28 protein-coding genes are annotated in these 20,624 nt (G+C 46.3%); 22 read left to right on the top strand and 6 right to left on the bottom strand.

Annotated elements, in window-relative coordinates; genetic code table 11:
* Positions 1-35 precede the first annotated feature (35 nt).
* A complete protein-coding gene (psiB, locus tag VGM55_RS05900) occupies positions 36-1,004 on the top strand; it encodes a conjugation system SOS inhibitor PsiB (RefSeq protein WP_331634913.1) in 969 nt (322 codons plus the stop codon).
* A gap of 118 nt (positions 1,005-1,122) precedes the next feature.
* Positions 1,123-1,341: a hypothetical protein gene (locus VGM55_RS05895; RefSeq protein ID WP_331634912.1), complete on the top strand. Its 219-nt coding sequence runs from the start codon at positions 1,123-1,125 to the stop codon at positions 1,339-1,341.
* Between the two features lie 61 nt (positions 1,342-1,402).
* On the opposite strand, the gene VGM55_RS05890 is transcribed toward VGM55_RS05895, so the two are convergent.
* Positions 1,403-1,636, bottom strand: a complete 234-nt coding sequence (locus tag VGM55_RS05890) for a DNA polymerase III subunit theta (RefSeq protein ID WP_331634911.1) — start codon at positions 1,634-1,636, stop codon at positions 1,403-1,405.
* Positions 1,637-2,200: 564 nt separating this feature from the next.
* Here VGM55_RS05890 and VGM55_RS05885 point away from each other — a divergent pair.
* From VGM55_RS05885 to VGM55_RS05865, 6 genes are all read left to right on the top strand, one after another.
* Positions 2,201-2,641, top strand: a complete 441-nt coding sequence (locus VGM55_RS05885; RefSeq protein WP_331634910.1) for a dehydrogenase — start codon at positions 2,201-2,203, stop codon at positions 2,639-2,641.
* 107 nt (positions 2,642-2,748) lie between these two features.
* A complete protein-coding gene (locus tag VGM55_RS05880; protein ID WP_331634909.1) occupies positions 2,749-3,000 on the top strand; it encodes an antitoxin in 252 nt (83 codons plus the stop codon).
* Positions 2,997-3,284 carry a type II toxin-antitoxin system RelE/ParE family toxin gene (locus VGM55_RS05875; RefSeq protein WP_331634908.1) on the top strand — a complete coding sequence of 96 codons (288 nt, stop codon included), beginning with the start codon at positions 2,997-2,999 and terminating at the stop codon, positions 3,282-3,284. The genes VGM55_RS05880 and VGM55_RS05875 overlap by 4 nt, the downstream gene beginning before the upstream one ends.
* Before the next feature lie 118 nt (positions 3,285-3,402).
* Positions 3,403-3,639 (top strand): hypothetical protein, encoded by a 237-nt coding sequence (locus VGM55_RS05870; protein ID WP_331634907.1) that lies wholly within the window; start codon positions 3,403-3,405, stop codon positions 3,637-3,639.
* 828 nt (positions 3,640-4,467) lie between these two features.
* A complete protein-coding gene (locus VGM55_RS27485) occupies positions 4,468-4,683 on the top strand; it encodes a DUF905 family protein (protein WP_414648210.1) in 216 nt (71 codons plus the stop codon).
* A gap of 68 nt (positions 4,684-4,751) precedes the next feature.
* On the top strand, positions 4,752-5,606 hold the full coding sequence (locus VGM55_RS05865; protein WP_331634906.1) for an LPD29 domain-containing protein: 855 nt from the start codon (positions 4,752-4,754) through the stop codon (positions 5,604-5,606).
* Positions 5,607-5,984: 378 nt separating this feature from the next.
* Here the strand turns inward: VGM55_RS05865 and VGM55_RS05860 are convergent, their stop codons facing one another.
* Entirely contained in the window at positions 5,985-6,482 is a 498-nt protein-coding gene (locus VGM55_RS05860) for a lytic transglycosylase domain-containing protein (RefSeq protein ID WP_331634905.1), read from the bottom strand.
* Between the two features lie 399 nt (positions 6,483-6,881).
* On the opposite strand from VGM55_RS05860, the gene VGM55_RS05855 reads away from it, so the two are divergent.
* Positions 6,882-7,283: a hypothetical protein gene (locus tag VGM55_RS05855; protein WP_331634904.1), complete on the top strand. Its 402-nt coding sequence runs from the start codon at positions 6,882-6,884 to the stop codon at positions 7,281-7,283.
* A 32-nt stretch (positions 7,284-7,315) separates the two neighbouring features.
* Here VGM55_RS05855 and VGM55_RS05850 read toward each other — a convergent pair whose 3' ends face one another.
* The 4 genes from VGM55_RS05850 to VGM55_RS05835 are packed head-to-tail and all read right to left on the bottom strand — an operon-like array spanning position 7,316 to position 11,349.
* Positions 7,316-9,031, bottom strand: coding sequence for a hybrid sensor histidine kinase/response regulator (locus tag VGM55_RS05850; RefSeq protein ID WP_331634903.1), 1,716 nt, complete (start codon positions 9,029-9,031; stop codon positions 7,316-7,318).
* The gene (locus tag VGM55_RS05845; protein ID WP_331634902.1) at positions 9,028-9,522 is read right to left on the bottom strand and encodes an oxidoreductase; all 495 of its coding nucleotides are present in this window, start codon (positions 9,520-9,522) and stop codon (positions 9,028-9,030) included. The genes VGM55_RS05850 and VGM55_RS05845 overlap by 4 nt, the downstream gene beginning before the upstream one ends.
* Positions 9,509-10,504, bottom strand: coding sequence for a hypothetical protein (locus VGM55_RS05840; protein WP_331634901.1), 996 nt, complete (start codon positions 10,502-10,504; stop codon positions 9,509-9,511). The genes VGM55_RS05845 and VGM55_RS05840 overlap by 14 nt, the downstream gene beginning before the upstream one ends.
* Before the next feature lie 2 nt (positions 10,505-10,506).
* Complete coding sequence (locus VGM55_RS05835) at positions 10,507-11,349, bottom strand: helix-turn-helix domain-containing protein (RefSeq protein WP_331634900.1); 843 nt, start codon at positions 11,347-11,349, stop codon at positions 10,507-10,509.
* A gap of 330 nt (positions 11,350-11,679) precedes the next feature.
* Here VGM55_RS05835 and VGM55_RS05830 point away from each other — a divergent pair, with 330 nt between their 5' ends.
* From VGM55_RS05830 to VGM55_RS05770, 13 genes are all read left to right on the top strand, one after another.
* On the top strand, positions 11,680-12,069 hold the full coding sequence (locus tag VGM55_RS05830) for a TraY domain-containing protein (RefSeq protein ID WP_331634899.1): 390 nt from the start codon (positions 11,680-11,682) through the stop codon (positions 12,067-12,069).
* A 157-nt stretch (positions 12,070-12,226) separates the two neighbouring features.
* The gene (locus VGM55_RS05825; protein ID WP_331634898.1) at positions 12,227-12,580 is read left to right on the top strand and encodes a type IV conjugative transfer system pilin TraA; all 354 of its coding nucleotides are present in this window, start codon (positions 12,227-12,229) and stop codon (positions 12,578-12,580) included.
* Positions 12,581-12,595: 15 nt separating this feature from the next.
* Complete coding sequence (gene traL, locus VGM55_RS05820) at positions 12,596-12,892, top strand: type IV conjugative transfer system protein TraL (RefSeq protein ID WP_129937155.1); 297 nt, start codon at positions 12,596-12,598, stop codon at positions 12,890-12,892.
* Positions 12,893-12,903: 11 nt separating this feature from the next.
* A complete protein-coding gene (locus VGM55_RS05815; RefSeq protein ID WP_331634897.1) occupies positions 12,904-13,479 on the top strand; it encodes a TraE/TraK family type IV conjugative transfer system protein in 576 nt (191 codons plus the stop codon).
* Positions 13,469-14,185 carry a TraK domain-containing protein gene (locus VGM55_RS05810; protein WP_331634896.1) on the top strand — a complete coding sequence of 239 codons (717 nt, stop codon included), beginning with the start codon at positions 13,469-13,471 and terminating at the stop codon, positions 14,183-14,185. Before VGM55_RS05815 ends, VGM55_RS05810 begins: the two co-directional genes overlap by 11 nt.
* Positions 14,182-15,540, top strand: coding sequence for a TrbI/VirB10 family protein (locus tag VGM55_RS05805; RefSeq protein WP_331634895.1), 1,359 nt, complete (start codon positions 14,182-14,184; stop codon positions 15,538-15,540). The genes VGM55_RS05810 and VGM55_RS05805 overlap by 4 nt, the downstream gene beginning before the upstream one ends.
* A gap of 6 nt (positions 15,541-15,546) precedes the next feature.
* Positions 15,547-15,960, top strand: coding sequence for a hypothetical protein (locus VGM55_RS05800; RefSeq protein WP_331634894.1), 414 nt, complete (start codon positions 15,547-15,549; stop codon positions 15,958-15,960).
* Positions 15,961-15,971: 11 nt separating this feature from the next.
* Entirely contained in the window at positions 15,972-16,232 is a 261-nt protein-coding gene (locus VGM55_RS05795) for a hypothetical protein (protein ID WP_331634893.1), read from the top strand.
* Positions 16,233-16,244: 12 nt separating this feature from the next.
* A complete protein-coding gene (locus VGM55_RS05790) occupies positions 16,245-16,646 on the top strand; it encodes a hypothetical protein (RefSeq protein WP_331634892.1) in 402 nt (133 codons plus the stop codon).
* Between the two features lie 69 nt (positions 16,647-16,715).
* Positions 16,716-17,264 carry a type IV conjugative transfer system lipoprotein TraV gene (gene traV, locus VGM55_RS05785; protein ID WP_331634891.1) on the top strand — a complete coding sequence of 183 codons (549 nt, stop codon included), beginning with the start codon at positions 16,716-16,718 and terminating at the stop codon, positions 17,262-17,264.
* A 10-nt stretch (positions 17,265-17,274) separates the two neighbouring features.
* A complete protein-coding gene (gene traC / locus VGM55_RS05780; RefSeq protein ID WP_331634890.1) occupies positions 17,275-19,887 on the top strand; it encodes a type IV secretion system protein TraC in 2,613 nt (870 codons plus the stop codon).
* A complete protein-coding gene (locus VGM55_RS05775) occupies positions 19,884-20,234 on the top strand; it encodes a TrbI F-type domain-containing protein (RefSeq protein ID WP_331634889.1) in 351 nt (116 codons plus the stop codon). Before traC ends, VGM55_RS05775 begins: the two co-directional genes overlap by 4 nt.
* On the top strand, positions 20,231-20,620 hold the full coding sequence (locus VGM55_RS05770; RefSeq protein WP_331634888.1) for a hypothetical protein: 390 nt from the start codon (positions 20,231-20,233) through the stop codon (positions 20,618-20,620). The genes VGM55_RS05775 and VGM55_RS05770 overlap by 4 nt, the downstream gene beginning before the upstream one ends.
* Positions 20,621-20,624: the final 4 nt, after the last annotated feature.

Below are 20,624 nucleotides of genomic sequence, written 5' to 3'. Positions count from 1 at the left end.
AGGGAGCTGCCGCCGTAAGGCGGCAGAACAAAACCATGAAAAATCAAAAATTGAGCCTTGAGCAGTTAACCGCGATTAGTCCGAGCGAGCTGGAAGAATACCGTGACCGGGGCAGGGAATGGCGGCGTCAGTTGAACAATGCTGTTCTCGGTGTGCTGGCGCTGCCAGTGGGATGGGTGGCGAACGCCGAAGAAGCGTGCGAGTTCTGTGGTCAGGTGCCGGTCGTATGTCGGATCAGCCCTAAGGGTGATGAAGCTACCGCGATATTTTTGTGCAGCGCAGGCGCCGAGGTGCCGGTCAACGAATATCAGCAAGCCGCCGTTCATGCCGTGGTGTTGGTCGAACGCAAGAAAACGCAGGGGAAGCGGATCGCAGCATTTCCGTATGCAAAGGCTTTTTTCAAAGTATTGAACAACGGGCGGGGGCAGATTTTAGCGAGTGACATCCGTCAGTTATCGTCAAATTATTCCCCAGATGAGCGGGGCGGCGCACCCATCGCGCAATACATTGAGGCATTGGACAGGCTGATCGAAAGCGGTGGCCAATATAGCCCGCTGCCGCTGTCTGGCGATGTTGCGGCAACCTTGTTCCCCGCCTATGGCGAGCTTTGTCGCGAAAGACGCGAACGCAAGTGGGATATGCAGGCCGAGCGGAAACATCGTCGGCGATCGCGGGAAGAACAGCAGAAGCGCCGGCGGTATCAAAACCGATTGGCACAGGCTGAGGTTGAGCTGGCGTTTGCCACACCGAGCAGCGTCGGTGCATGGTATGCTTACTGGAGCAAACAGGATATTTATGAAGACGATCTGACTGAGGGTTTCTTCGCATGGTTCGAGCGTTTCCCGTGCAGTGTCGGTAGTAAACTCCAGCACTACAAAACCGATGCCCTGTGGACCATCATGGAAAGACTGAAGGGTATGGAAGGGGATCTGACTGAGGCAGAACGCACCTTCAATGCGTTGCTTATCTCCAATAAGTTACATTCTATTGGTTATAGACATTAGTGAAATTGCGTGGTGCCGGTATGTTGAAAAAATGCGTAGTCGTGAGAAAACCAATAGCCTGCCCTAATGCCCTATCTCGCGGTTTCGAAAAGTGAAATCTGTTACGAAGGAATTTATTATGAGCGGCCTTTTTGAAGAGTTTGGTATGCCCTCTAGCCTGATGGAAAATGTGCATAAATATGGGCGAACAACCGTGACCGTCACGCAAAAATATAGCAATATGGTGGGTCCATGCAAGAAGACCAAACCAGCTTTTCGCGAGTGGGAACGTCGTTTGAATCCGGGGGAACGCCTGCCCAGGGGCCGCTATTTCAAAGGGCTGAGAAAGAAAGCATAAAAGCTAACAAGGCGCCTGGCGGCGCCTTTTTTTTGTCTGCTTATTCGCACAGCCCCTTTCCTTATTTTCTGTCGTCGTGTTGTGGCTCAAGGCGACCCAATGTTTTGCTGTATTCACGGTGTACCTTCAACCTTTCGAAAAAATAATCCTGCAGGTGACTGGGTTGGGTGGCGGCTACCTGCTCGGCGATCACGGGCTGGTTATAGCGTTCTTTGAAGGCGACGCCGGCAGCTTCTTTGTCGACGTAGAGCTTGTCCATTTCGTCTTTCGATTTGTTGGCAAGGTTAAATGACATGATCGCGTTCTCCAGGATATTCCCCTCAGTATACCCCGTTGTTGTCGCGCTGCAGCTGCAGGAAAAATAATTGCCGGTGTTCCTGGTACCTCAGGGAAAAACATATGGACTGGGGCTGGGGCTTCCTTCGGTAGCCGGCCGCAAGCGTCCAGCTATCGAGCCCTACTCGACTAGCCATCCGCAAGCGGACGACAAGTCTCGCCGAACCCCTACGGGTTTCGGACCTGTCGGCTAGGGTCTGAAAGCCAACGGCAACTGCAGGGCAGGCGCTTGCAGCAGGCTGTTGCCTGCGCCGCTTTCACTGTTCGACGCCTTGGCGACGATCGCTAATGACGCCCCGGCATGTCGCCGTGTCGGGTGCGTTCCTGCTCATCTCACCGGTGGCTATCCCTCATCGGCCCTTACGCGGCCGCTTTTGTAGCACCGTCGCCCGTGTGCCCTCAAGGGAGGATAAATCGCCGCAAGCGGCGCCCTTGCTGTCCCCCGTTCGCGTCGCTACTGCAGCTTTTTTGCCGCGCCAGGTTCCGACGAGAGATAAACCAACCACCGAAGAGGGATGCCAGCATGAACACACAAAACGTCAACTTCAAAACCGCCACGCAGGAACACTCTGAAAGATATGGGGAAGTGAACCTGTGTCCGGTCGATGATATTGAACCGTGGGAAAAGCCCGGAGTGAAGCACCCGGAGGCAATCAGAGCCTTGGTTATGGAGCTTGTCTATTTGGAAGACATGAACGAGTCGTATGCCGAAAATATTATGGCGGATGATGCACTTGAAGAGGCACTTTACGAAATCTTCAGGAGAATGGGCGAATGGGCGGCAGGGGGTTCGGTGGTGTACTCAAATGATGAAAAGCCGAAACTCGATTATGAAATCATCCAGTACTGGGTCAAAGCGCAGCAATGTACCCGTGAGTGGTTTGGTGCCATTGGTGAAAGAGCGGTTGAACATGCGCGGTATCGATTGGACCTCACTTTGAGAGTCGAGAACTCTTACAGGTAGCCGCTTATTAGTGAACTACAGTCGAATTTATCGGTAAAAAGACCTGTTAACAGGTCTTTTATAAGGTATAATAAGACCTGTTAAGTGGTCTTATTAATGGAGGCAACATGCCAAATATCATTCTTAGTGATACCAGCGCGAGTATCAGTGAACTGAAGAAAAACCCGATGGAGACTGTCGGTGCAGGTGACGGTTATCCTGTGGCTATTTTGAACAGGAACCAGCCTGCTTTTTATTGCGTGCCTGCCGCATTGTATGAGCAAATGCTCGATGCCTTGGACGATCAGGAGCTTGTTAAGCTTGTTACCCAACGCCGAAAAGAGGCACTGATTGACGTCGATTTGGACAATTTTGCATGACATATACGGTCAAGTTTCGCGAATCGGCGGCCAAAGAGTGGCGCAAGCTGGATAAGACACTACAGCAGCAGTTTGCCAAGAAATTGAAAAAGTGTTGCGAAAACCCTCATATAGCTTCGGCGAAACTGCGTGGAATGCCGGGGTGCTACAAAATCAAGCTGCGCGCATCGGGGTTTCGGCTGGTTTATGAAGTGATCGAAGATTGCCTTGTGATCGCGGTTGTAGCTGTTGGCAAACGTGAGCGGGGCGACGTCTATCAACTGGCCAGTGAGCGTTTGAAATAATCCTAACCACAGAACGGCGGGATCTGTTGTGCCGGATGTTTGAACAAGCGAAGAAAAGGGGAATATATGAGCCGATTTAGGTTTTATTCTTCCGTGTTACTTCATCAAACGGAGACTGATGATGTCGAAAATTGTTGCGCAGCCTATTAACGATAAAGAACCTGATCTATTGATCGGTAACGAAAACTACCCCCTCACAGTACAGAATTTGGCAGGTAATGTGCTGGCAAGAATCAGCCCCGACAGTACAGGCTGGACCCATCACAAATTGTTGGCGCTTGATATCGACAGCATTGCCCCCGAAGGATGGGATGCGTACCTGGGTGCCGAATGGGTGGGTAGTTCGGAAATATAGGCGGGGATCGCCTCGCAACTGGCAGCGTTAATATGGCGCTGCTTCTTTTGCACCTGCAGAAGAAAAAGCAACAGAACATCATCGAGAGACGGCGCCTGCGGCGCCGTTTGTCGTTGTGTGCCTTTGCATAAGTCGATTATGTCTCCCTGAACGATGTTATCCAGCCCGACTTTGCTTATTCCTCGTACTAATAGAAAACCTCTTTGATCTGCAAAGCCAGGACATATCCATTTTTATCGATTGCCGGTGTGCCAGGGACATCAGGGAAAATCACATGACCTGGTGCTTCCTTCGGTAGCCGGCCGCAAGCGTCCAGCTATCGAGCCCTACTCGACTAGCCATCCGCAAGCGGACGACAAGTCTCGCCGAACCCCTACGGGTTTCGGACCTGTCGGCTAGGGTCTGAAAGCCAACGGTAACGGCAGGGCAGGCGCTTGCAGCAGGCTAATGCCTGCGCCGCTTTCACTGTTCATCGCCTGGCGACTCTCGCTAAGGGCGCCCCGACGTTCCGCCGTGTCGGGTATATTCCTGCTCGTCTACCTGGTGCATATCATTCTGTCAGTCTTCTCGCAGGGCTTAAACGTAGCACTGCCTGGTCATCTCTCAAGGGGTTTTAATTCACTCCGCCAAAAACTTTCCTCCCTTTGGTCAAAAACTTTTCGTCTTCGCCCCTTGAGTTCTGCCTGCGGCCGCACTCCGTTCGCCCTTGCCGCGAGATGACTAACCGAAAGATAAAAATAATAACCCGAGGAGAAAAACAGCATGAATACACAAAACGTCAACGTCAAAACCGCCACAAGAAAATCTACCGAAAGATACGATGAATAAATCATTTCTGTTGAGGCACGAGCGAAACAAATTATTGAAGCTGCGCAACCAAAGTTAAAAACGGGGTACTGCGTTGCAATTGCAGCGGACAGCAAACATGGCCAACAAATCGAAATACGCAGTGAAGGTCGATTGGTTTGGCGTGCCTGGACATTTGAATCGGGATTCATCTCAGACCTGACACTACAAGTCGGTTTTGTAAAAAACGCTGAATAGCTCAACACCTGGGCGAATAACTCAGAGACGCTGTTATAAATCACATGAAAATATTAAGGAAATCACTGATGAAAACACAAGCTAAAAAAATCATTGTCGTTGGCCAGATTGTTAGCACCGAACTCTATGGGTTGGGGAGAGGGGTTGTCTGTTCTATTAATGGTGAGCAATCTCAATACGGTCAAGATACAAATGTGAACGGGGTTATCCGGCAGGGGGGTGGAAACGCAAAGTTTGATATTGCATTTTTTAATGGCGAACGTTCACGGTTCATTCCTGAGTGCATTTTGCGAAGTGCGCAATGGTCTATTCATGAAGAGGTTGCCACCGTTGATGCAGTGAAGATGGCCATTGAATATACCGATGTGATCACAGAAAAAAAAGCAGAAGAAGAGAAATTAGAAAGGGAAAGGTTTTCCCAGGAAAAGGAGAGGGTGAAAAACTTACCTGAGTATAAATTATTGCAAACTGATGATCTCGGAGCAAAGGGGGTAGCCATTAACATAAGAAAAGAACTCAAGGCTGCACATCCAAAAGTTAAGTTTTCTGTTCGTAAACGTGATTATGATTGTGTGTACATTGGTTGGACTGATGGTCCAACAGAAAAACAAGTTCGAGAAATTACCGACAAATATAAGTATGGCCGTTTTGATGCGATGCAAGATATGTACGAAGACAATAGTTCACCGTTCAATGAAGTTTTTGGCGGCGCTAAGTACGTTTTAACAGAACGGGCAAGGTCAGACGCACTTATCAAAAAAGCGTTAGAGATAGCACTGGAAAAGTATGGCTGTGAACTTATAACCGAAGAATGCAATGTAGAGGCTTATCACAAAGGGAAGCTGAATAACTTCCGGTGTGATTTTTTCTACCACGGTTTGTCTCATGAAATCCATATCATTGCCCAGAATTTAGTTTTGTGAGGTCATTCCCCGGTCAGAGCGTTGACTGGGGTTTTTTAAAGATAGAATGGGTGAAAAAATCGGAGTGATATTTGATATGATGATTTTCGCGCGCCTATAAGCCTAATCCCCCATTGAGGGGGTGAGGCTTATTCTCCCCACCCGCCCAGCGGAAAATAAATTTCCCGCTCCCGCTGCCCCAAAGGGGCGCCCAGGTTAGCACCAAAATCATGTATGATTTTGGCAGTGCCAGTTTGAGTTATACGCTTATCCACATCTACACAATCATCGTTATTTCACCTTGCCCCGGTGAAATAACCGCTCCCGTTCATTTCCTCTCGAGTTGGATAGGAAATTTCACTGGCTTAGATTCATGTGCATATGTGGATAAGATGATGTTCAGTCGATTACTTTGGCTTTTATGTTACCGGCCTTGATCCCTTTATAGATACTATCTATTTTCATGGCATAACGGTGTCGTGCAGCGATAGTCTCATCTTTATTCTTAACTCCAGCGTTGTACATCCCCACAGCGAGCCAGGTAGCTCCATAGGCATTAAAATTACGCCGTAGTACCATGGCCCCAACATGAATGTTTAAGCAAGGCTCATTTAACAGACGTTCTATCGTTAACTGAGGATAATCCCTGCGGAACCTTTGCAACGTTTTACTGTTAATCTGCATTACACCGTAATCAGTACTTACGATCTTCCCCTGCTTATTTTTATTGTTGTTTATCGCACGAGGATTGAAGGAGGATTCGCGATAAGCAATTGACCGGATGTAATCAGGGTCAATACTGTAATAGCGCCCTGCGCGATCGAAACAATCCGCATGGACCCAGGTCGATATAAAAAGAAACACAGTTGTGCATGCTCGCGCTAACGATGAGTTCATCCAAGTGCCCCTGAAATTAAAACAACCGGAATGACGATTATACCAGACGCGAATTTTAGAACCAGAAAAGAACACACCACTCGCAAATTAAAATTTTCTGGATGTTTCCTTTAATATCAATTGATTATAGTATGATTGGGTGTTTTTTGTTCGATTGCGATGGTTTCTTAAGTGATACTAATAAGTAACCTATTGGTTACTCAATGGATTCTTTTTAGTGCTTGCAATACTATCAATAGGTTAACTATGATTACGCTTCAATGGTTACACGATGGTTCCGCTTGAGTGGCTAGATGGTGACGCTTGTTTGTGTTTTTTTTAAACGCGAAATACCTGCACCTCAACTAACAGGCCGAGAACCGAGTGCAAGTCAATCTAATCAATACTGGATGTAAAAACATGAGTGATGAAAGTCAAAAACGCGCAAATAGGGTAAACCTAACCGTTCCCTATTCATTTCTTGAAAAAATAGACCACCATGTTCAAGTTAGGCTTGATGATGGTGAAACTCGCGATACAGCGAACCGCGCAGCCTTTGTAATGGAAATGTTTAAACTTGGCTTGCGAGTGCATGAGAATAAGTTGAGTAAGGATGAAAATCAGAAATCATTGGATGATAAATTGAAGATGATTGCAGGAAACGTACTTCTTACATCGTTCCTTTCAGAAGCGCTTTACTTTGTGATGCAGGAAACTGTAGAACCAGGCAAGGTTATTAAGGGGAGTCAGTTTATAGATGAAGATTTTGTTGGTGCGGTAAAAGAGCGAATTTCTGGAAAACTTACTGAATTCTTCAAATGAAGACACGGGCGATAATGTCGCCCGGTGTGTTTCTATGATATTAATTTGTTAATTTCTTTGGTGATATCATTAATCCTCCCTGGTTTAACTATCAATGGTACATCTGCATGAGTATAACTTTCAGGGTAAGCGCTAATGAATATAAATGGGGTGTTCTGATTCGGCCCTTCACGATTCCGAATGATGCTTAATAGCTGGTCGCCCGACATAACAGGCATTTGCAGGTCGCTCAAAACAATGTCATAGGGAATGCGCATTAGTTTTTCTATTGCTCTATTTGCAGAGCAAACCGCTTCCGCTTTATATCCTACACTGTTCAATGTAGATGTCATCGAATTACAGGTCAATTCATTATCATCAACATAAAGAATTGTTAAATCTTTATGTACACCATCTATTACGTGTGCATTGTCAAGGTTTTCCATATCACATTCATCTGCTATATCAACAGGAATTTTAACAGTAAAGCAACTCCCGTTATTTGGCTCGCTGTTTAAATGTATACTGCCGTTCATTGCCTTTATTATACCATCAACGATAGCAAGACCCATTCCTGAACCAGGGACGGAGGAGGAACCGTTATCTATTCTGACGAATGGTTGGTAAATTATTTTTTGCTTTTCCTTATCGATTCCTATCCCGGTATCCTTTATCTCAATAGTCAATATTGAGTGGGATTTATCATCTGTAAGTGATGCAGCGATTGAAATTTCACCTTTATCTGTATATTTAAAAGCATTTGTTAAGAGGTTTTCAATGATTTGAGTTAGCCTCACTTGGTCGCTAATTATTAAATCAAGTGGTTGTGGTTCTATCGTGGCTACTAAGTGCTTTTTACTGAATTTAGCATTGCATTCAGATACTGTTCGATTGATTATTTCACTAATATTAACAATTGATTTATTTATCTTGATCGAGCCGTTGTCTATTTTTGCGTACTCAGCTAGGTCATTCATTTGTTGCTCAATTTGAGTGACGGCACCTTCAAGCCGACGCAAAACCTTTTCATTAGTCTTTTCCTCTGGAGAGAAAATGATTACCTCTATGGAGCTAACAATGGCTTGCAATGTGGTTCTTAACTCGTGCCCTAGCTTTCCGAGAAATGCATTCTTGTTATTAAATGCTTTCTTCTCTGACTCAAGCTGGTTATTCATTGATGTAAGCTGCTTGAATGATATAAGCAACATGATTATCAAAATTACGTATATCGCAATGATAGGTACTTTGAATGAGTTACCTTTCTGCAAGTAGTCGTCATAAATGATAGTTCTTTGTCTAACTTCCGCATGGTCTGCAATAGCAATCAAGGCAAGGTTTTTATCACGGATAAAGCTAATATACTTGAGAATCAAATCAAAATCAGGGGTTGGCTTTTGTAGTTCGTTATCAATTTTCTCTAGAGTTCCATGTATTGCATTAATTGTTTTACCGTAATCATCCTCTAGATATAGATAACGTGTCGAATCGCTTTTATTCAATAAAACATTTGATCCTGAAAATAATAGGTCTAGATCTCTCTGTAGCACTTTTTTATCTGTAGACTCCAACCTCAGCTGTCTTTCTGTTTTCGCCTCAAAAGCAGCTAATTTTATAGCGAATTTTGCTATGGCCCAAGCGTAGTTTTCCTGCGGGCCAGCGGAGCTGACGTTATGTTCAGTAGAAAAGTACCTGTCGTACATCCAGTAAAATGAACCTGTCAGCATGATGAAGGCAATCAGATACTGTACGATGATTTTTTTTAATTTCATTTTTCCATTACCGTTATGCTATCCACTTGCCATGCTGAACGAGAGTAATAGATTGGTTTACTCAGTTCTGAAGGGTTATCATCGATAGGATATACAACAAAATAAGGTCCAAAATCTCTAACTCTTAATTCTTGATCTCCTCTTCTGTTGGCCAAAAGGATATTGTAGTTATCTACATCGCTCATTGGGATATCGACCCAGTAGTCATTGAGCGCATGAACTCTTAACCGCTTGCCATGAAACCCAGTAGCTTCTAGTACATCCTTTACTCTAACGCCTGAAAATGTTGTCTTAGGTAGCCATGGGGTTGAGGTTGTGATGGATGATTGCGGTAGTTTATCTAAATTTTTCTTGCTGAATGTAATGCTGCGATGCGACTTCTCATCCTTTATTGTCAGGTCACCAATATTATATTCACCAGCAGTCGCGGATGTATAGATTAAAAACATGACCGAAAGGATACCTGTACGGGTGATATTAATGATTTTCATAGTATTCCTCGTACTTGTTTTTAACATGTTTGATTATAGCTGGGCATTCCGATTCGTGCAGGTTTTCAGTCACTACATCACCTATGTATATTGATGTGCAATGTTTGTAATATTTGCTTCTTAGCTCTGGTCTAACAGAGGTAAAAATACATGTAGTAGGAATATCATATGCGGCTGAAATATGTAGGGCTGATGAGTCACATGTATACACATAACTCGAGTTTGCAATTGCTCTAATGAAGTCAGAAGTGCTTTTACATTGATCTGTTATGTTTTTAAATTTTGGATGAGAAACTGAACTAAATCCAACAATTGGAACTTGTAGTGTCGTATGTAGTTCATCAATTATCTTATAGTGATATTTTTCCGGAATTGCCCTTAATTTTGTGCTTGCATTAGGGCAGAAAATGGCATACTTAAACTTATGATTTTCTTTTCTTTGAATTACATGCTGTAACCAATGGTTCTGCTTCCATTCCGAAGGGATGTTCATGCAGTCTATGCCTAAATTCTTAAGATAGAAGTCATGCATTTCCATCTCATTGAAGTCTTTCCAGTATAGCTGATTACCTATATCGATATTGACAGCCTTATGAGAAAGCCGATTTATATCGTATGGCATATACTCGATACGTTCGAACAAGTGTTTTGCAATGTAATACACTTCCTCTACATATGTATGGCATGATTCAGGTCTTATAAGGGAGATTCTTATGTTTTTGTTTATCTTCTTTATGCAATCAACCGCTCCAATACCTACAATAGAATCACCAAGGGTTACACCTAACCCATTGATTATATTAAGTTCACTTTCATTTCTGTAATCCTTTATAAATTTTTTCAGTGAATGGTTTAAAATATCACTTCTTGACAGTTTATCTATCACCCCATCCAATGTGGATTTGGATAAGTCAAATGATGAGGTGATGTATGACGAGTTTTTAATCAAGCTTCCATTGTTTTTTACAATATCCAACTTCATATTCACCTTAAAAAATATTTATCTATAAGTCGCTGTATTGAATTTATTTTAAGAGGTTTGCTAAATGGACCTATAATATCAAAATCACTAATGGCTGTAGCTATTTCATCATCAACTTCCTCGCTGTCTTGTCCTGTAAGTACAATTATCATTGCGTGTGGTTTTTTTGATTCTCTGATTTTCCTTATTGATTCGTAGGCTGATTTTTCATGAACTATCCAATCCATAACGTATACATCGTAAGGAGATGTGGATATTTTATCCTCTAAATCAGATAGGTTTGAAAAAGAATTGACGGTGTAATCGCCATGGCCAATTATTTCAGAGATGCTCTCTAGCACATCGTGGTCATCATCAAGTAATGCAATTCTTTTTTTCTTTACTTCAGTTTTATTGCTTTCAATTATAATCATACCTATGAACCTTCTGGCGTCATTGTAGAGTTCATTTTCCTCAATTTCTTCAGTTTTAAATACGTGCCATTTGTCATTAACTTTTACTGCTGAATATTCTCTGCGTTCCTTGCTGTTTTCTTTCGATAAGTAAATTTTGCAGGGTAGCTCTATTTTCTCAATGTTAAATACAGCATCTTGTTTTTCTGATAGTTCATTTTCGAACATAGCAAAGAATTGACTCATCGTTATGTTAAGTGATCTGACTACTTGCTCTAATTGCGTTAGTTCCCAGGGCGCGGTTCCTTTGAGTTTACGTTGTGCTTGAGGGGTAGACACGTTTAAGACATCACGAATGTGCGAGGCCTGCTTGTGCTTCGGAATGCCGTTCATTGTCATGACGTTTGAGAGCATCTCACCGGCATGCATTTCACTGGTATTAATAGATTTCATTTTTCATTGACCCATCTGAGGATTCTTCTAGTAAGTGATGTAGAGATTCTAATAAATGGGGGTAAAAATTCAATACAAAACAATGACTTCCATATGATAAGAAAATTCTATCTGTTCTTTTTGAGGTGATATGTATCTACTATTTATCTTAATATGATCAAAAATAGTAAAATCCTCTTGAGATGACCATAAAATGTTTGCATAATGCGATAAGTTTCTTGTGTTGTTAATCGTGGCAAGACTACTTTTCCTAAGTGCGCACATGAAGACACAAGACATTTTGGCTCTTAGTTAGCCACATCTTACGTCGACTAACGTGGTTGATTTTTAATGAAAAAAATAACATTCACATCTGAACTTGATGTTAAAGAGATAAACATATCCCTTTTGCTCTGGGTAGATGAAAACCAACTGTTATCGCAATCAACACAACGATCTGGCAGGTCAAAGAAGCAAGAGGCTACCCTTCGCCTTTGTGACCATTTGAAGGAGTTTGCTGATTTACCAAATTTCTGGAGTCAGCCAGCTAAGCGGGATTCTTCGTATAAAGAGGTCAACATCACCATTCAACTCAACGAAGAAGATAATCGCCTGCTCACTTCATCTGCTGCGCGTTCTGGTCGTTCAAAAAAAATGGAAGCTATGCTTCGGCTCAGTCACCATTTAAAAACTTTTGCTGATATCGCTGCAGAGGGAAAACGTTTTATAAACAGTAATTAGTTATTCAGGCCAACACCAGGGCCTTTGCAGTACCAGGGAATCTATTTAATTTAACTTGTTTTTAATACGACACAGCAAGGAGGTATATAACCAGACACTCTAATTATGGTCATACACAACATCAAAAACTTTATCCTCACTGTTAAAGGAATCTCCAATGAACGGTCAACTCTCTACGTCCGTCAAGTCCCCGCGCATTTTGGGTGCGGTAGCCATGACAAAAGCAAATTTGTATAACCCAAATGTATTAACCATGGTCGGTTTAACTCTCATGGCTCTGGCATTAATGTTTATGCCATCCACTCATGCTGAGGCAGTCGACCTCTTTACTAAAGGCCGGACGAATATCAAAGATACTTTTGGTTTAAGTTCTACTGTCGTTTGGATCCTGTATATCATCGAAGGTCTGGGCGCAGTATTCACCTATACCAAAACCAAAAACCTGGCTGTATTTGGTGGTATCGCGGCAGTCATGGTCTTTGTTAACGTACTGTTCGGTATTATTCCTTAACCGCAGGCATTAACTATGGAACAACGTAACCGATATAAATATCCGGCTACGTTTTCCGAACAACCGCGTTGGGTGGGGCTTCCTCGGGACGAGTTTATTATTTATGTTCCTTTGGGCTTACTGGCAATATTCGTCAATTTATGGATATTTTGCCCCACCCTCGCTATCGCTGTGTTTGGGATACGTCGTCTGAAGAAAGGTAAGGGAACCAGCTACTTGCTGAATTTGGCTTACTGGTTTTTGCCAACGAGCATACTACGCTTTTTCCTTTCCGTTCTGCCTGAAAGTTTCAAACGTTACTGGGTTGCCTGAGGGAATGCACCATGGAATTCAAACTCACGGCGGCCAGAAATCGAAATCTGTCCGTCGCTATCGTTATTCTTCTTATTATCTCCATTCTTAGCCTGGCGCTCTGCCATCGGCTTTACTCTGATAATCGCGATCTAACTGAAACGTTGGTGAGTAACAAACAAACCATTGTTTTACCTATGGGGGCGAATAAAGAATTTGCCTTTAACGGTGAGCGTGGCGATGCACGTTATATACGCCTCATGGCCCTGAGCCTTCTAAATCTGCGTCTTAACGTCTCTAACGAAACAGCTGCTGAAAGCCATTCCTTACTCCAGGCCTACGCATGTGATGGTCAGAGAGAGAAAATGGAACCTGCATTGAATGCTGAACGTCGCCTATTGAAAGCCAATGACGGAAGTTCGGCATTCTATCCATCTGACTTTAAAGTCTGGGCTGACAAAGGGATCGTTGAGGTTGTGGGTAAATTGCAATTTATTTACGGGTTACAAAAACCTGAACCTGTAGATAAACGGTACCAGCTGCGTATCGACACCCGTAATGATGGGATGTGTTTCAACGCTTTTGTGGAGGTGCCCGTTGAAAAGTAAATCGCTGATGTTTGCAATGGTTCTTGCCAGCTCTGTCGTGCAGGCGCAAGAGGTGGATATTAACCCTAATGCTCGCCTGGCGCTGGCTGTTAGTAACACTGACCCCAATTATATTTCCGTCATGGATGACCGGGTTATCGCTATTCAGGCCACGCAGGGAGTACTGTCCGATAAACGGACGACGGCAGGGGGGGCTGTATTATTTTCAACCGTCTCAGATAAGCCCTTTACGCTGTTTGTTCAGACCGAGTCAGGGTTTGCCTTCTCTGTTATGGCTTCACCGAGAAAGCAAGCAGGGCTGTCACTGGTAGTAAATAACCGTGAGGTTCGTGGCAGCGAAGCAGCGCGTGAATGGGAAGGCTCGCAGAATACGTACAGCGCACTCGTCACCAGCCTAATTACGAAATTCATCAATAACGACAAGCCTTCAGGGTTTGTTTACACAAAAAATCGCGATGTCCCATTATCCCCCTCAATCGACACCTATTTTCTCGTTCGACCCGTGTCAGCATGGCAAGGGGATAAGCTCCGCATTGTACGCCTGGATATCACCAATCGATCATCCTCCCGCATTGAACTGAACGAGCGCTACTTCTGGTCAAAAGGGGTTATGGGGGTGTCGTTTTGGCCACAGGTCGATCAACTGTCACCTGGGACAACCGTGTCTGCCATCGTATTACTCCGTGATGGGGAGAAACCACGATGAACCTGAACATCAATAAAGTGGTTCAAAGCAAACAGCGCAAATTGTTTGCCTTGATACTCAGCGGTATCGCTCTGGTGCTTGGGACGCTTTGGTTTCTTAACGATCGTGCCGGTGCATCTGCCGGAGGTGAAACTACCGAGGTACCGGTCGGGAATGGATTACCTGAGCCTGATTTAACTGGCGCGGTCACCAATACGTTTGATGGTGATGTTCAAGGCGGTGTTCTTGTTGATGCGCAGCTGCGTGAGCGTGAAGCAAACAAAGCTGTGAATGACATGAAAGAGACGATGCTCGACATCAAAAAGCAACTTGATGAGATGAAGGGGAACAATGACAGCCTGAAGACCCAGATGAGTGATCTACAGGTTGAATTGGACAAAGCCAAAATGAACCAACCCGTTGCACCAACCCCTCAGGAGGTGGGAAACGGTGCGCTGCCACCCGCACAATATCGACTGGGTCCACCGCCCGTGTCCCGTGGCCAAATCGATAGTCCTTTGTTTGATTATACCGAGATTGATAAGCCCAAAAAGAAAACCAGTGCAGCGTTCTACGTCCCAACCGGCACATTCTCCAACGCGATTATTATCGAAGGTGCTGATGCCAACGCATCTGTGCGGGGACAGGAAAAACTGGTCCCCATGCAGTTCAAATTGACCGGGATGGCTCACATGCCCGGCAACCAACGCAGTGACAAACTGGCCAGTTGCTTTGTTACCGCTTCGGTCTTCGGTGAAATCTCTAGCGAACGCGGCGAAGTTAAGACAGAGCGCCTCTCTTGCATCATCAACGGCAAGCACATCGATCAGGAAGTGAAAGGACATGTGGCGTTCTACGGCAAGAACGGCATCAAGGGTGTACCGGTGATGCGTAACGGTAAACTCCTTGGTCTTTCCTTTGCGGGGGGCGCACTGAGCGGTCTGGGGCAGACTGCCTCGCAGGTCGGCCAGACGGTGGCCGGTGTCGGTGCCACAACAACTATCTCTGCAGGTGATGCCGGGCGTGCTGCTATCGGCGGTGGTGCAAGTACTGCGGGTAGCAAGCTTGCCGATTATTACATCCAGCGAGCTGAACAGTATCACCCAATTATCCCGATCGGTGCCGGCAACCGGGTCGAGGTGGTGTTTCAGGAAGGCTTCAAGGCTGAGTTTATCGAAGATATTGAGGAAGCGGAGAAACAGGCGAATAACCCGACAGGTCAACAGGCGCAAGCCGGTACGGCGGATACGACGACCCAGTCTCAGGGAAATAGCGGTCTACCGCCGGAGCTCATCGGCAAGCTGGGAGACGCAGCTGCACTCAAGATCCAAGACTTTGTCACACCGGCACCGGGTGCGCCGCAGAACGGCGGCTAAGGAACGATGATGACCTTATCAATCTCTCTCTTTATTGCTTTTGTGGTCGGTTATGTCATTGGCGGATGTCGACATAAAAAGGATGAAGATGGGCGCCTGAACATCATCCGGGCTCGTCTGGACCGGGTTGATGGGGCTTACCAAAACATCAAAAGTGTCTGTAACGGCAGCGATGTTGCGCTGGTCCGCATTATTGATGAACACCGCAGCGTTGTGAAATCCCTGTTTCAGTGGGCACCTGATCTTATTGAAGCGCACCCTGACCTGATAACGCGCCTGTATTCCGTAGATCGCCGACTCAGTCAGATAGCCAATCACATTGACCGTCAACGACCTGCACTGTCTGTACACGATGTTTACGATCCGCTGGCTGAGCTGATGCGTTCAGACAATCGTGTGAACCCAACCTCACTCCATTAACGGTGATCCCCATGATTGACTCGACAATTTCCCTCGACGAATTCGAAGACCTGCTAAGTGAAGACGGTTTGCCAGATGAGGCACTGGCCGTAATACGCCAGATCTTCATTGATATTCGCCCGGTGACTCAGCGTTTTAAAGCCAATAGCAATGAGTTAATTAACCTGGCTGTGTCCCATTCTCCGACCTACGCGGAATTGCCGGATGACCGGCGGGAATTCTTTAACGGAGTCATGAAACTCCCAATATTTTTCATGATAGACCCGGATTAAAGGAGCTGTGAGATGGATAAATCGAATACAAAGATGGCTGGGGTGTATGGGGTACTGTTGCTGGCGTGGTGGAGCGGCTGGTTAGCACTGGATGCCTGGCGCATTGAACATCTACTTACCAATGTCGACAAATGGGTCAGTTTTCGACAAGACATTCTCATTTGTGTGGTTACGTCGGCGTTATCCGCAATTGCCATGATGGTACATGCAAAAAAAATAAATGCTGTTTACGCGCTGCTGGGGTGCCTGGCGGCGACATTGGCCATCATGCTCGCGCACGTTGGCGGTACTTCTTTTATCAACTGGCAATTTAATACGGCACTTTTCTGGACTTGGTTCTCAGGTGTGGGGTTTGGTCTGACGATTCTCCTGCCGGTTGTAACTTTCTTCGCTGCAAAATTTCTTGATTATTAAAAATATTAGCCTTCGCATGCGGGGAAACCTGCAGTAGGCACCCAAAGACTCAAACGAGGAATGACCTTCATGAAACACATTCTTTCCTACGCGCTGCTGTGCAGCGTGGTAATGCTTTCCGGCTGCGCCGGTATGAATTCAGAATTTGAGTTCGACAAGCCCGCGAAAGACAGCGGCATCTGGATGTCTCAGGCCGATGATATGACGTTGGGTAATAACACCGGCGCTGCACCAGGGCATTCTGCCAGCGGTACGAACCACGTCGATCTGGACGGTTATCGACTTATCGACACGGGTCATGTCCGTCTCGATGTACAACCACTGGTCACCGGATCCCGAGTTATGCAAGGGGCTGCGCCGATAGGGTATCCATTACGCACCTCCGTACCCACCTCGGGCGGTGTGTTTACCGCATCAGCTGGCACTCCGTCCGCAAATACCGGCACGGTCTCTTGCAATACCCCACGCTGCTACCCTGAACCGGCCGCAGCGTTCCGTAAACCGGATGGAGTACAGCGTATCTGGATAGCGCCTTATGTGTCACCCGATGATGCGGTGCATATGGGGGAGATCGTCTTTGCCGTCGCCAAGCCGGCTGACTGGAACGGCGTACTCTGAGGTCAATCCTATGTTTGATTTTTCACGATTCAAGTTCGACCCGCTTAATGTGATTGAAACCGTTGGCAGCATACTCGGTGAAAAAGACACACTGAACGAGACCCAAAAGAAGCTAGACGATATGGAATATCCCCATATTCGCGACCTGCTCCCGTTCGCTGACTATAAAAGTGACGACCAGTTTTTTATCAATAAAGACTCCATTGGCTTCATTCTTGAAGCCCAACCCTTGATTGGCGCCAATGAATTATTGGCCGACAGCCTGGATACCTTATTGCAGGATAAGGTGCCTCGCGGCACGCCGTTGCAGGTCATGATGGTCAGCAGTCGTGCGATTAAGGAACAGATTGAGTATGGCCTTAAAGATTTTGGCTGGAAAGGTCACAGGGCTGAGGACTGTAACGATGTCACTCGTCGGTTCTATCTAAATGGCGCTCAACATGAGTTTCCCAACGATCTGGGCCATCCTCTTACGTTGCGAGATTACCGACTTTTCTTCACCTGGGGAATGAAGGTCAAACACGTTACCGAAACCGACTTTGTCCGGTTACGGGATGTGAGGCGTAATTTAGTGAATGCCCTGACATCTGCGGATATACATGCCCAGCCTATCGGTGTAGAGCGCTTTATGGGGGTGATGCGCGAGCTGCTGAACCACGATGTCAATCGTTTGTCGGCGTATGACATTCCTTATGATCCGCAGGCAGATCTGAAAGCGCAGATGGTTGACCAAACCACTTCATGGCAAGTTAAACCGGGTTATATCCAGGTGAGTGGCAGTGACGCGAAGCAGCGACCGTTCAGCAGCAGGATGGTCAGCCTGAATCTCGACCGTAATCCGCAGGAGCATTACCTGTGGCAGAACGGGGACATATTGGCAGACCTGACGTCGCCGACCAACGGCATCCCCTGTCCCTTTGTCTTTAGCATCGTCCTAATAACCGAAGATCAGGCGAAAAGCCAGGGAGAGGCGACTCGGGAGTTTCTGGCGTTGGATACACGGGTTAATACCTCTTATGCCAAATATATTCCCAATACGGTACCCCGTCACCAAGAGTGGAAAGACGTTCGCCAACGGCTGCTGGCCAACCAGACTGCGCTGACCAGCTACTTCTACGGTGTGACGCTCTTTTGCGAGGACAGTGATGACGTGATGGCCAGGGATACCGAACGAACCAAAAATGCCTTTGCGGCGCAGGGGTTGAAATTTGTTCGGGCCGATTTCATGCAGATCCGTAACCTGATGGGGGCTATCCCCTTTACCACTGTGGATGAGAAGTTGTGGAATGACTTCAAACGAACAGGGGCTTTACAACGTTCTGAGACATTCCATTCAGTCAACCTGATGCCGATTATTGGCGATAACAAGCTAAGTCCTGCTGGACTCCTGATCCCAAGTTACCGTCACCAGTTAGCCTTTCTCGATGTGTTTGATGAAAACTTGCCCAACACGAATTATAACTGGTTCTTATCCGGAACATCTGGTGCGGGTAAGTCGGTATTGGCGCAGGGCATTGCGCGCCAGGTACTAGACGTCGGTGGATTCCTCAGCATCAAGGATATAGGTGATTCCTATAAAGCCTTCTGCCATAGCGTCGGCGGTACCTATATCAACGGCAGTACGCTCAAATTTAACCCCTTTGCCAATATCACTTCAGAAACGCTTCACCTGATGGCTGAGCGAGTACGTGACCAGATATGCATTCTTGCCAGTCCTAACGGGTTGCTCGATGAGGTTCATGAGTCGCTGATACTTGAGTCCATCACCGAGTCATGGCCGAAATATCAACAAGATATGCGAATTGACCATGTCGTGGAGTATCTGAAAAAACGTCAAAATGATGTTGGCCGGCAACACTCGGTACAAATGGCTGGCCGCATCGATGAAATCGTGACGTTGTTAAGCAAATACACAACCCGCGGTATCTACGGCACCTATTTCAACAGTTCCGAGCCAACTCTAAAAGGTACCGAGCAGTTTGTTGTAACAGAGATGGGCGACTTGAAGAAGCAGGGCGATCTACTTGCGGCAGTACTGTTCTCGATGATGTTGTGGACAGAGAACCTGATGTACAGCACCCCCCGCAGCCTTCGGAAGATGGATATCACCGATGAGGGATGGAAGATGCTCAGCAGCACCAGTGACAGAGTTAGGGGCTTTATCGAGGAGGGCTACCGCACCGCACGTCGGCACAATGGTTCTTACGGCACGGTGACGCAGGCCATCCGCGACAAAAACCTGAGTACAGCGGCGTTGGCGGCGTATGACAACAGTTCCTTTAAGTTTACTACCATGCAGGACGCCAAGGCGTTCAGTACCTTCAAGCAGGAAGAACCTGATGCATTTAACGAGTTGGAGTGGAAGCTGATCAGTAAGTTTCCGCCGGCCAAGAAAGCGAAATACAGTTCTTTCCTGGTCAACGTTGGCTCATATAGCAGTTTTCACCGACTCAAACTCGATCCGCTGACCGACAAGCTGTTTTCCTCTAAAGGGGATGACTTTACTTACCGGGAAAGGAGGCTGAAGGAGGGAGCGGACATCAAGGACATCTTATTTGAAATGGCTGAGCACGATCCGCATTCGCGGGAGGTTCTCGACCACCTGCGGAGGATGGAAGCATGAACATCAAACAGTTAATGGTTACGGTGTTGTTGTCGTCGCTGCTCACACTGGGAGCGGGTGTGGCTGCCTGGGAATGTTGGCTGAAGCCACCTACCCTGGTCAGTTTTGATCTTAAAGGTACTACCGACCAGTTCCTGATTCAGAGCGCCAAACTCAACATCACTAATGAACAACGCGACGCTTTGCTGGGTCGGTTTAACCGAAAACTGACACAGGTGATTGACCGCTGGGCGACCGAGCATCACCAGTTGGTGATCGTGAGCCCGGCGGCGGTCAGCGGAATGGAAGATGTCAGTCCGCAGATTAGGCATGAACTTGCTCTGTCTATGAAGGAAAAAGAAAAATGAGCCTATCAATCAAACTTCTTTTCGTGATTGTAGTGCTTGTGATCATGGTTTCTTTCTTGCGGATGGGGTCGTCGACTCCGCTGCCTTCTACCCGACCGATTACGTTTATCGAAGGGACTGCTGTCAGCCTGCCCGAGTTTGTGTATGCCGAGCAAGTTGCCGACAGACCGTTAATAGTGGATTTAAGTACCGAAGACAATGCCTGTCATATCACGGTGTCGTTGGTGGGATTGCAGGGAGGCGGTGGTGATCTGACCGGGCGTATTGAGCGAGGCGAATGTTGGGGCAAGGCCGTCAGCGAGGGGTTGGTCAGGGCATCGTCTTCCGCGACCTCTGCTGGCAAGTCGAGGCTGGACCGTCGTATTGATGTTGCCGTTATCAAATAGTAGA

The sequence above is a fragment of the Cedecea sp. genome, from assembly GCF_036500665.1.
In the GTDB taxonomy this organism is placed as follows: Bacteria; Pseudomonadota; Gammaproteobacteria; order Enterobacterales; family Enterobacteriaceae; genus Cedecea.
The sequence above is the reverse complement of the archived record's forward strand: the minus strand, read 5'-3'. Positions and strand labels throughout refer to the sequence as shown.

Coding starts and splice junctions, on each gene's coding strand:
- VGM55_RS05850 (WP_331634903.1), bottom strand. CDS start 9,031: ATGAAATTAAAAAAAATCATCGTACAGTATCTGATTGCCTTCATCATG.
- VGM55_RS05870 (WP_331634907.1), top strand. CDS start 3,403: ATGATGTCGAAAATTGTTGCGCAGCCTATTAACGATAAAGAACCTGAT.
- psiB (WP_331634913.1), top strand. CDS start 36: ATGAAAAATCAAAAATTGAGCCTTGAGCAGTTAACCGCGATTAGTCCG.
- VGM55_RS05795 (WP_331634893.1), top strand. CDS start 15,972: ATGATTGACTCGACAATTTCCCTCGACGAATTCGAAGACCTGCTAAGT.
- VGM55_RS05835 (WP_331634900.1), bottom strand. CDS start 11,349: ATGAAATCTATTAATACCAGTGAAATGCATGCCGGTGAGATGCTCTCA.
- traV (WP_331634891.1), top strand. CDS start 16,716: ATGAAACACATTCTTTCCTACGCGCTGCTGTGCAGCGTGGTAATGCTT.
- VGM55_RS05815 (WP_331634897.1), top strand. CDS start 12,904: ATGGAATTCAAACTCACGGCGGCCAGAAATCGAAATCTGTCCGTCGCT.
- VGM55_RS05805 (WP_331634895.1), top strand. CDS start 14,182: ATGAACCTGAACATCAATAAAGTGGTTCAAAGCAAACAGCGCAAATTG.
- VGM55_RS05860 (WP_331634905.1), bottom strand. CDS start 6,482: ATGAACTCATCGTTAGCGCGAGCATGCACAACTGTGTTTCTTTTTATA.
- VGM55_RS05790 (WP_331634892.1), top strand. CDS start 16,245: ATGGATAAATCGAATACAAAGATGGCTGGGGTGTATGGGGTACTGTTG.
- VGM55_RS05825 (WP_331634898.1), top strand. CDS start 12,227: ATGAACGGTCAACTCTCTACGTCCGTCAAGTCCCCGCGCATTTTGGGT.
- VGM55_RS05770 (WP_331634888.1), top strand. CDS start 20,231: ATGAGCCTATCAATCAAACTTCTTTTCGTGATTGTAGTGCTTGTGATC.
- traC (WP_331634890.1), top strand. CDS start 17,275: ATGTTTGATTTTTCACGATTCAAGTTCGACCCGCTTAATGTGATTGAA.
- VGM55_RS05875 (WP_331634908.1), top strand. CDS start 2,997: ATGACATATACGGTCAAGTTTCGCGAATCGGCGGCCAAAGAGTGGCGC.
- VGM55_RS05890 (WP_331634911.1), bottom strand. CDS start 1,636: ATGTCATTTAACCTTGCCAACAAATCGAAAGACGAAATGGACAAGCTC.
- VGM55_RS05775 (WP_331634889.1), top strand. CDS start 19,884: ATGAACATCAAACAGTTAATGGTTACGGTGTTGTTGTCGTCGCTGCTC.
- VGM55_RS05865 (WP_331634906.1), top strand. CDS start 4,752: ATGAAAACACAAGCTAAAAAAATCATTGTCGTTGGCCAGATTGTTAGC.
- VGM55_RS05895 (WP_331634912.1), top strand. CDS start 1,123: ATGAGCGGCCTTTTTGAAGAGTTTGGTATGCCCTCTAGCCTGATGGAA.
- VGM55_RS05845 (WP_331634902.1), bottom strand. CDS start 9,522: ATGAAAATCATTAATATCACCCGTACAGGTATCCTTTCGGTCATGTTT.
- VGM55_RS05855 (WP_331634904.1), top strand. CDS start 6,882: ATGAGTGATGAAAGTCAAAAACGCGCAAATAGGGTAAACCTAACCGTT.
- traL (WP_129937155.1), top strand. CDS start 12,596: ATGGAACAACGTAACCGATATAAATATCCGGCTACGTTTTCCGAACAA.
- VGM55_RS05880 (WP_331634909.1), top strand. CDS start 2,749: ATGCCAAATATCATTCTTAGTGATACCAGCGCGAGTATCAGTGAACTG.
- VGM55_RS05840 (WP_331634901.1), bottom strand. CDS start 10,504: ATGAAGTTGGATATTGTAAAAAACAATGGAAGCTTGATTAAAAACTCG.
- VGM55_RS05885 (WP_331634910.1), top strand. CDS start 2,201: ATGAACACACAAAACGTCAACTTCAAAACCGCCACGCAGGAACACTCT.
- VGM55_RS05800 (WP_331634894.1), top strand. CDS start 15,547: ATGATGACCTTATCAATCTCTCTCTTTATTGCTTTTGTGGTCGGTTAT.
- VGM55_RS05830 (WP_331634899.1), top strand. CDS start 11,680: ATGAAAAAAATAACATTCACATCTGAACTTGATGTTAAAGAGATAAAC.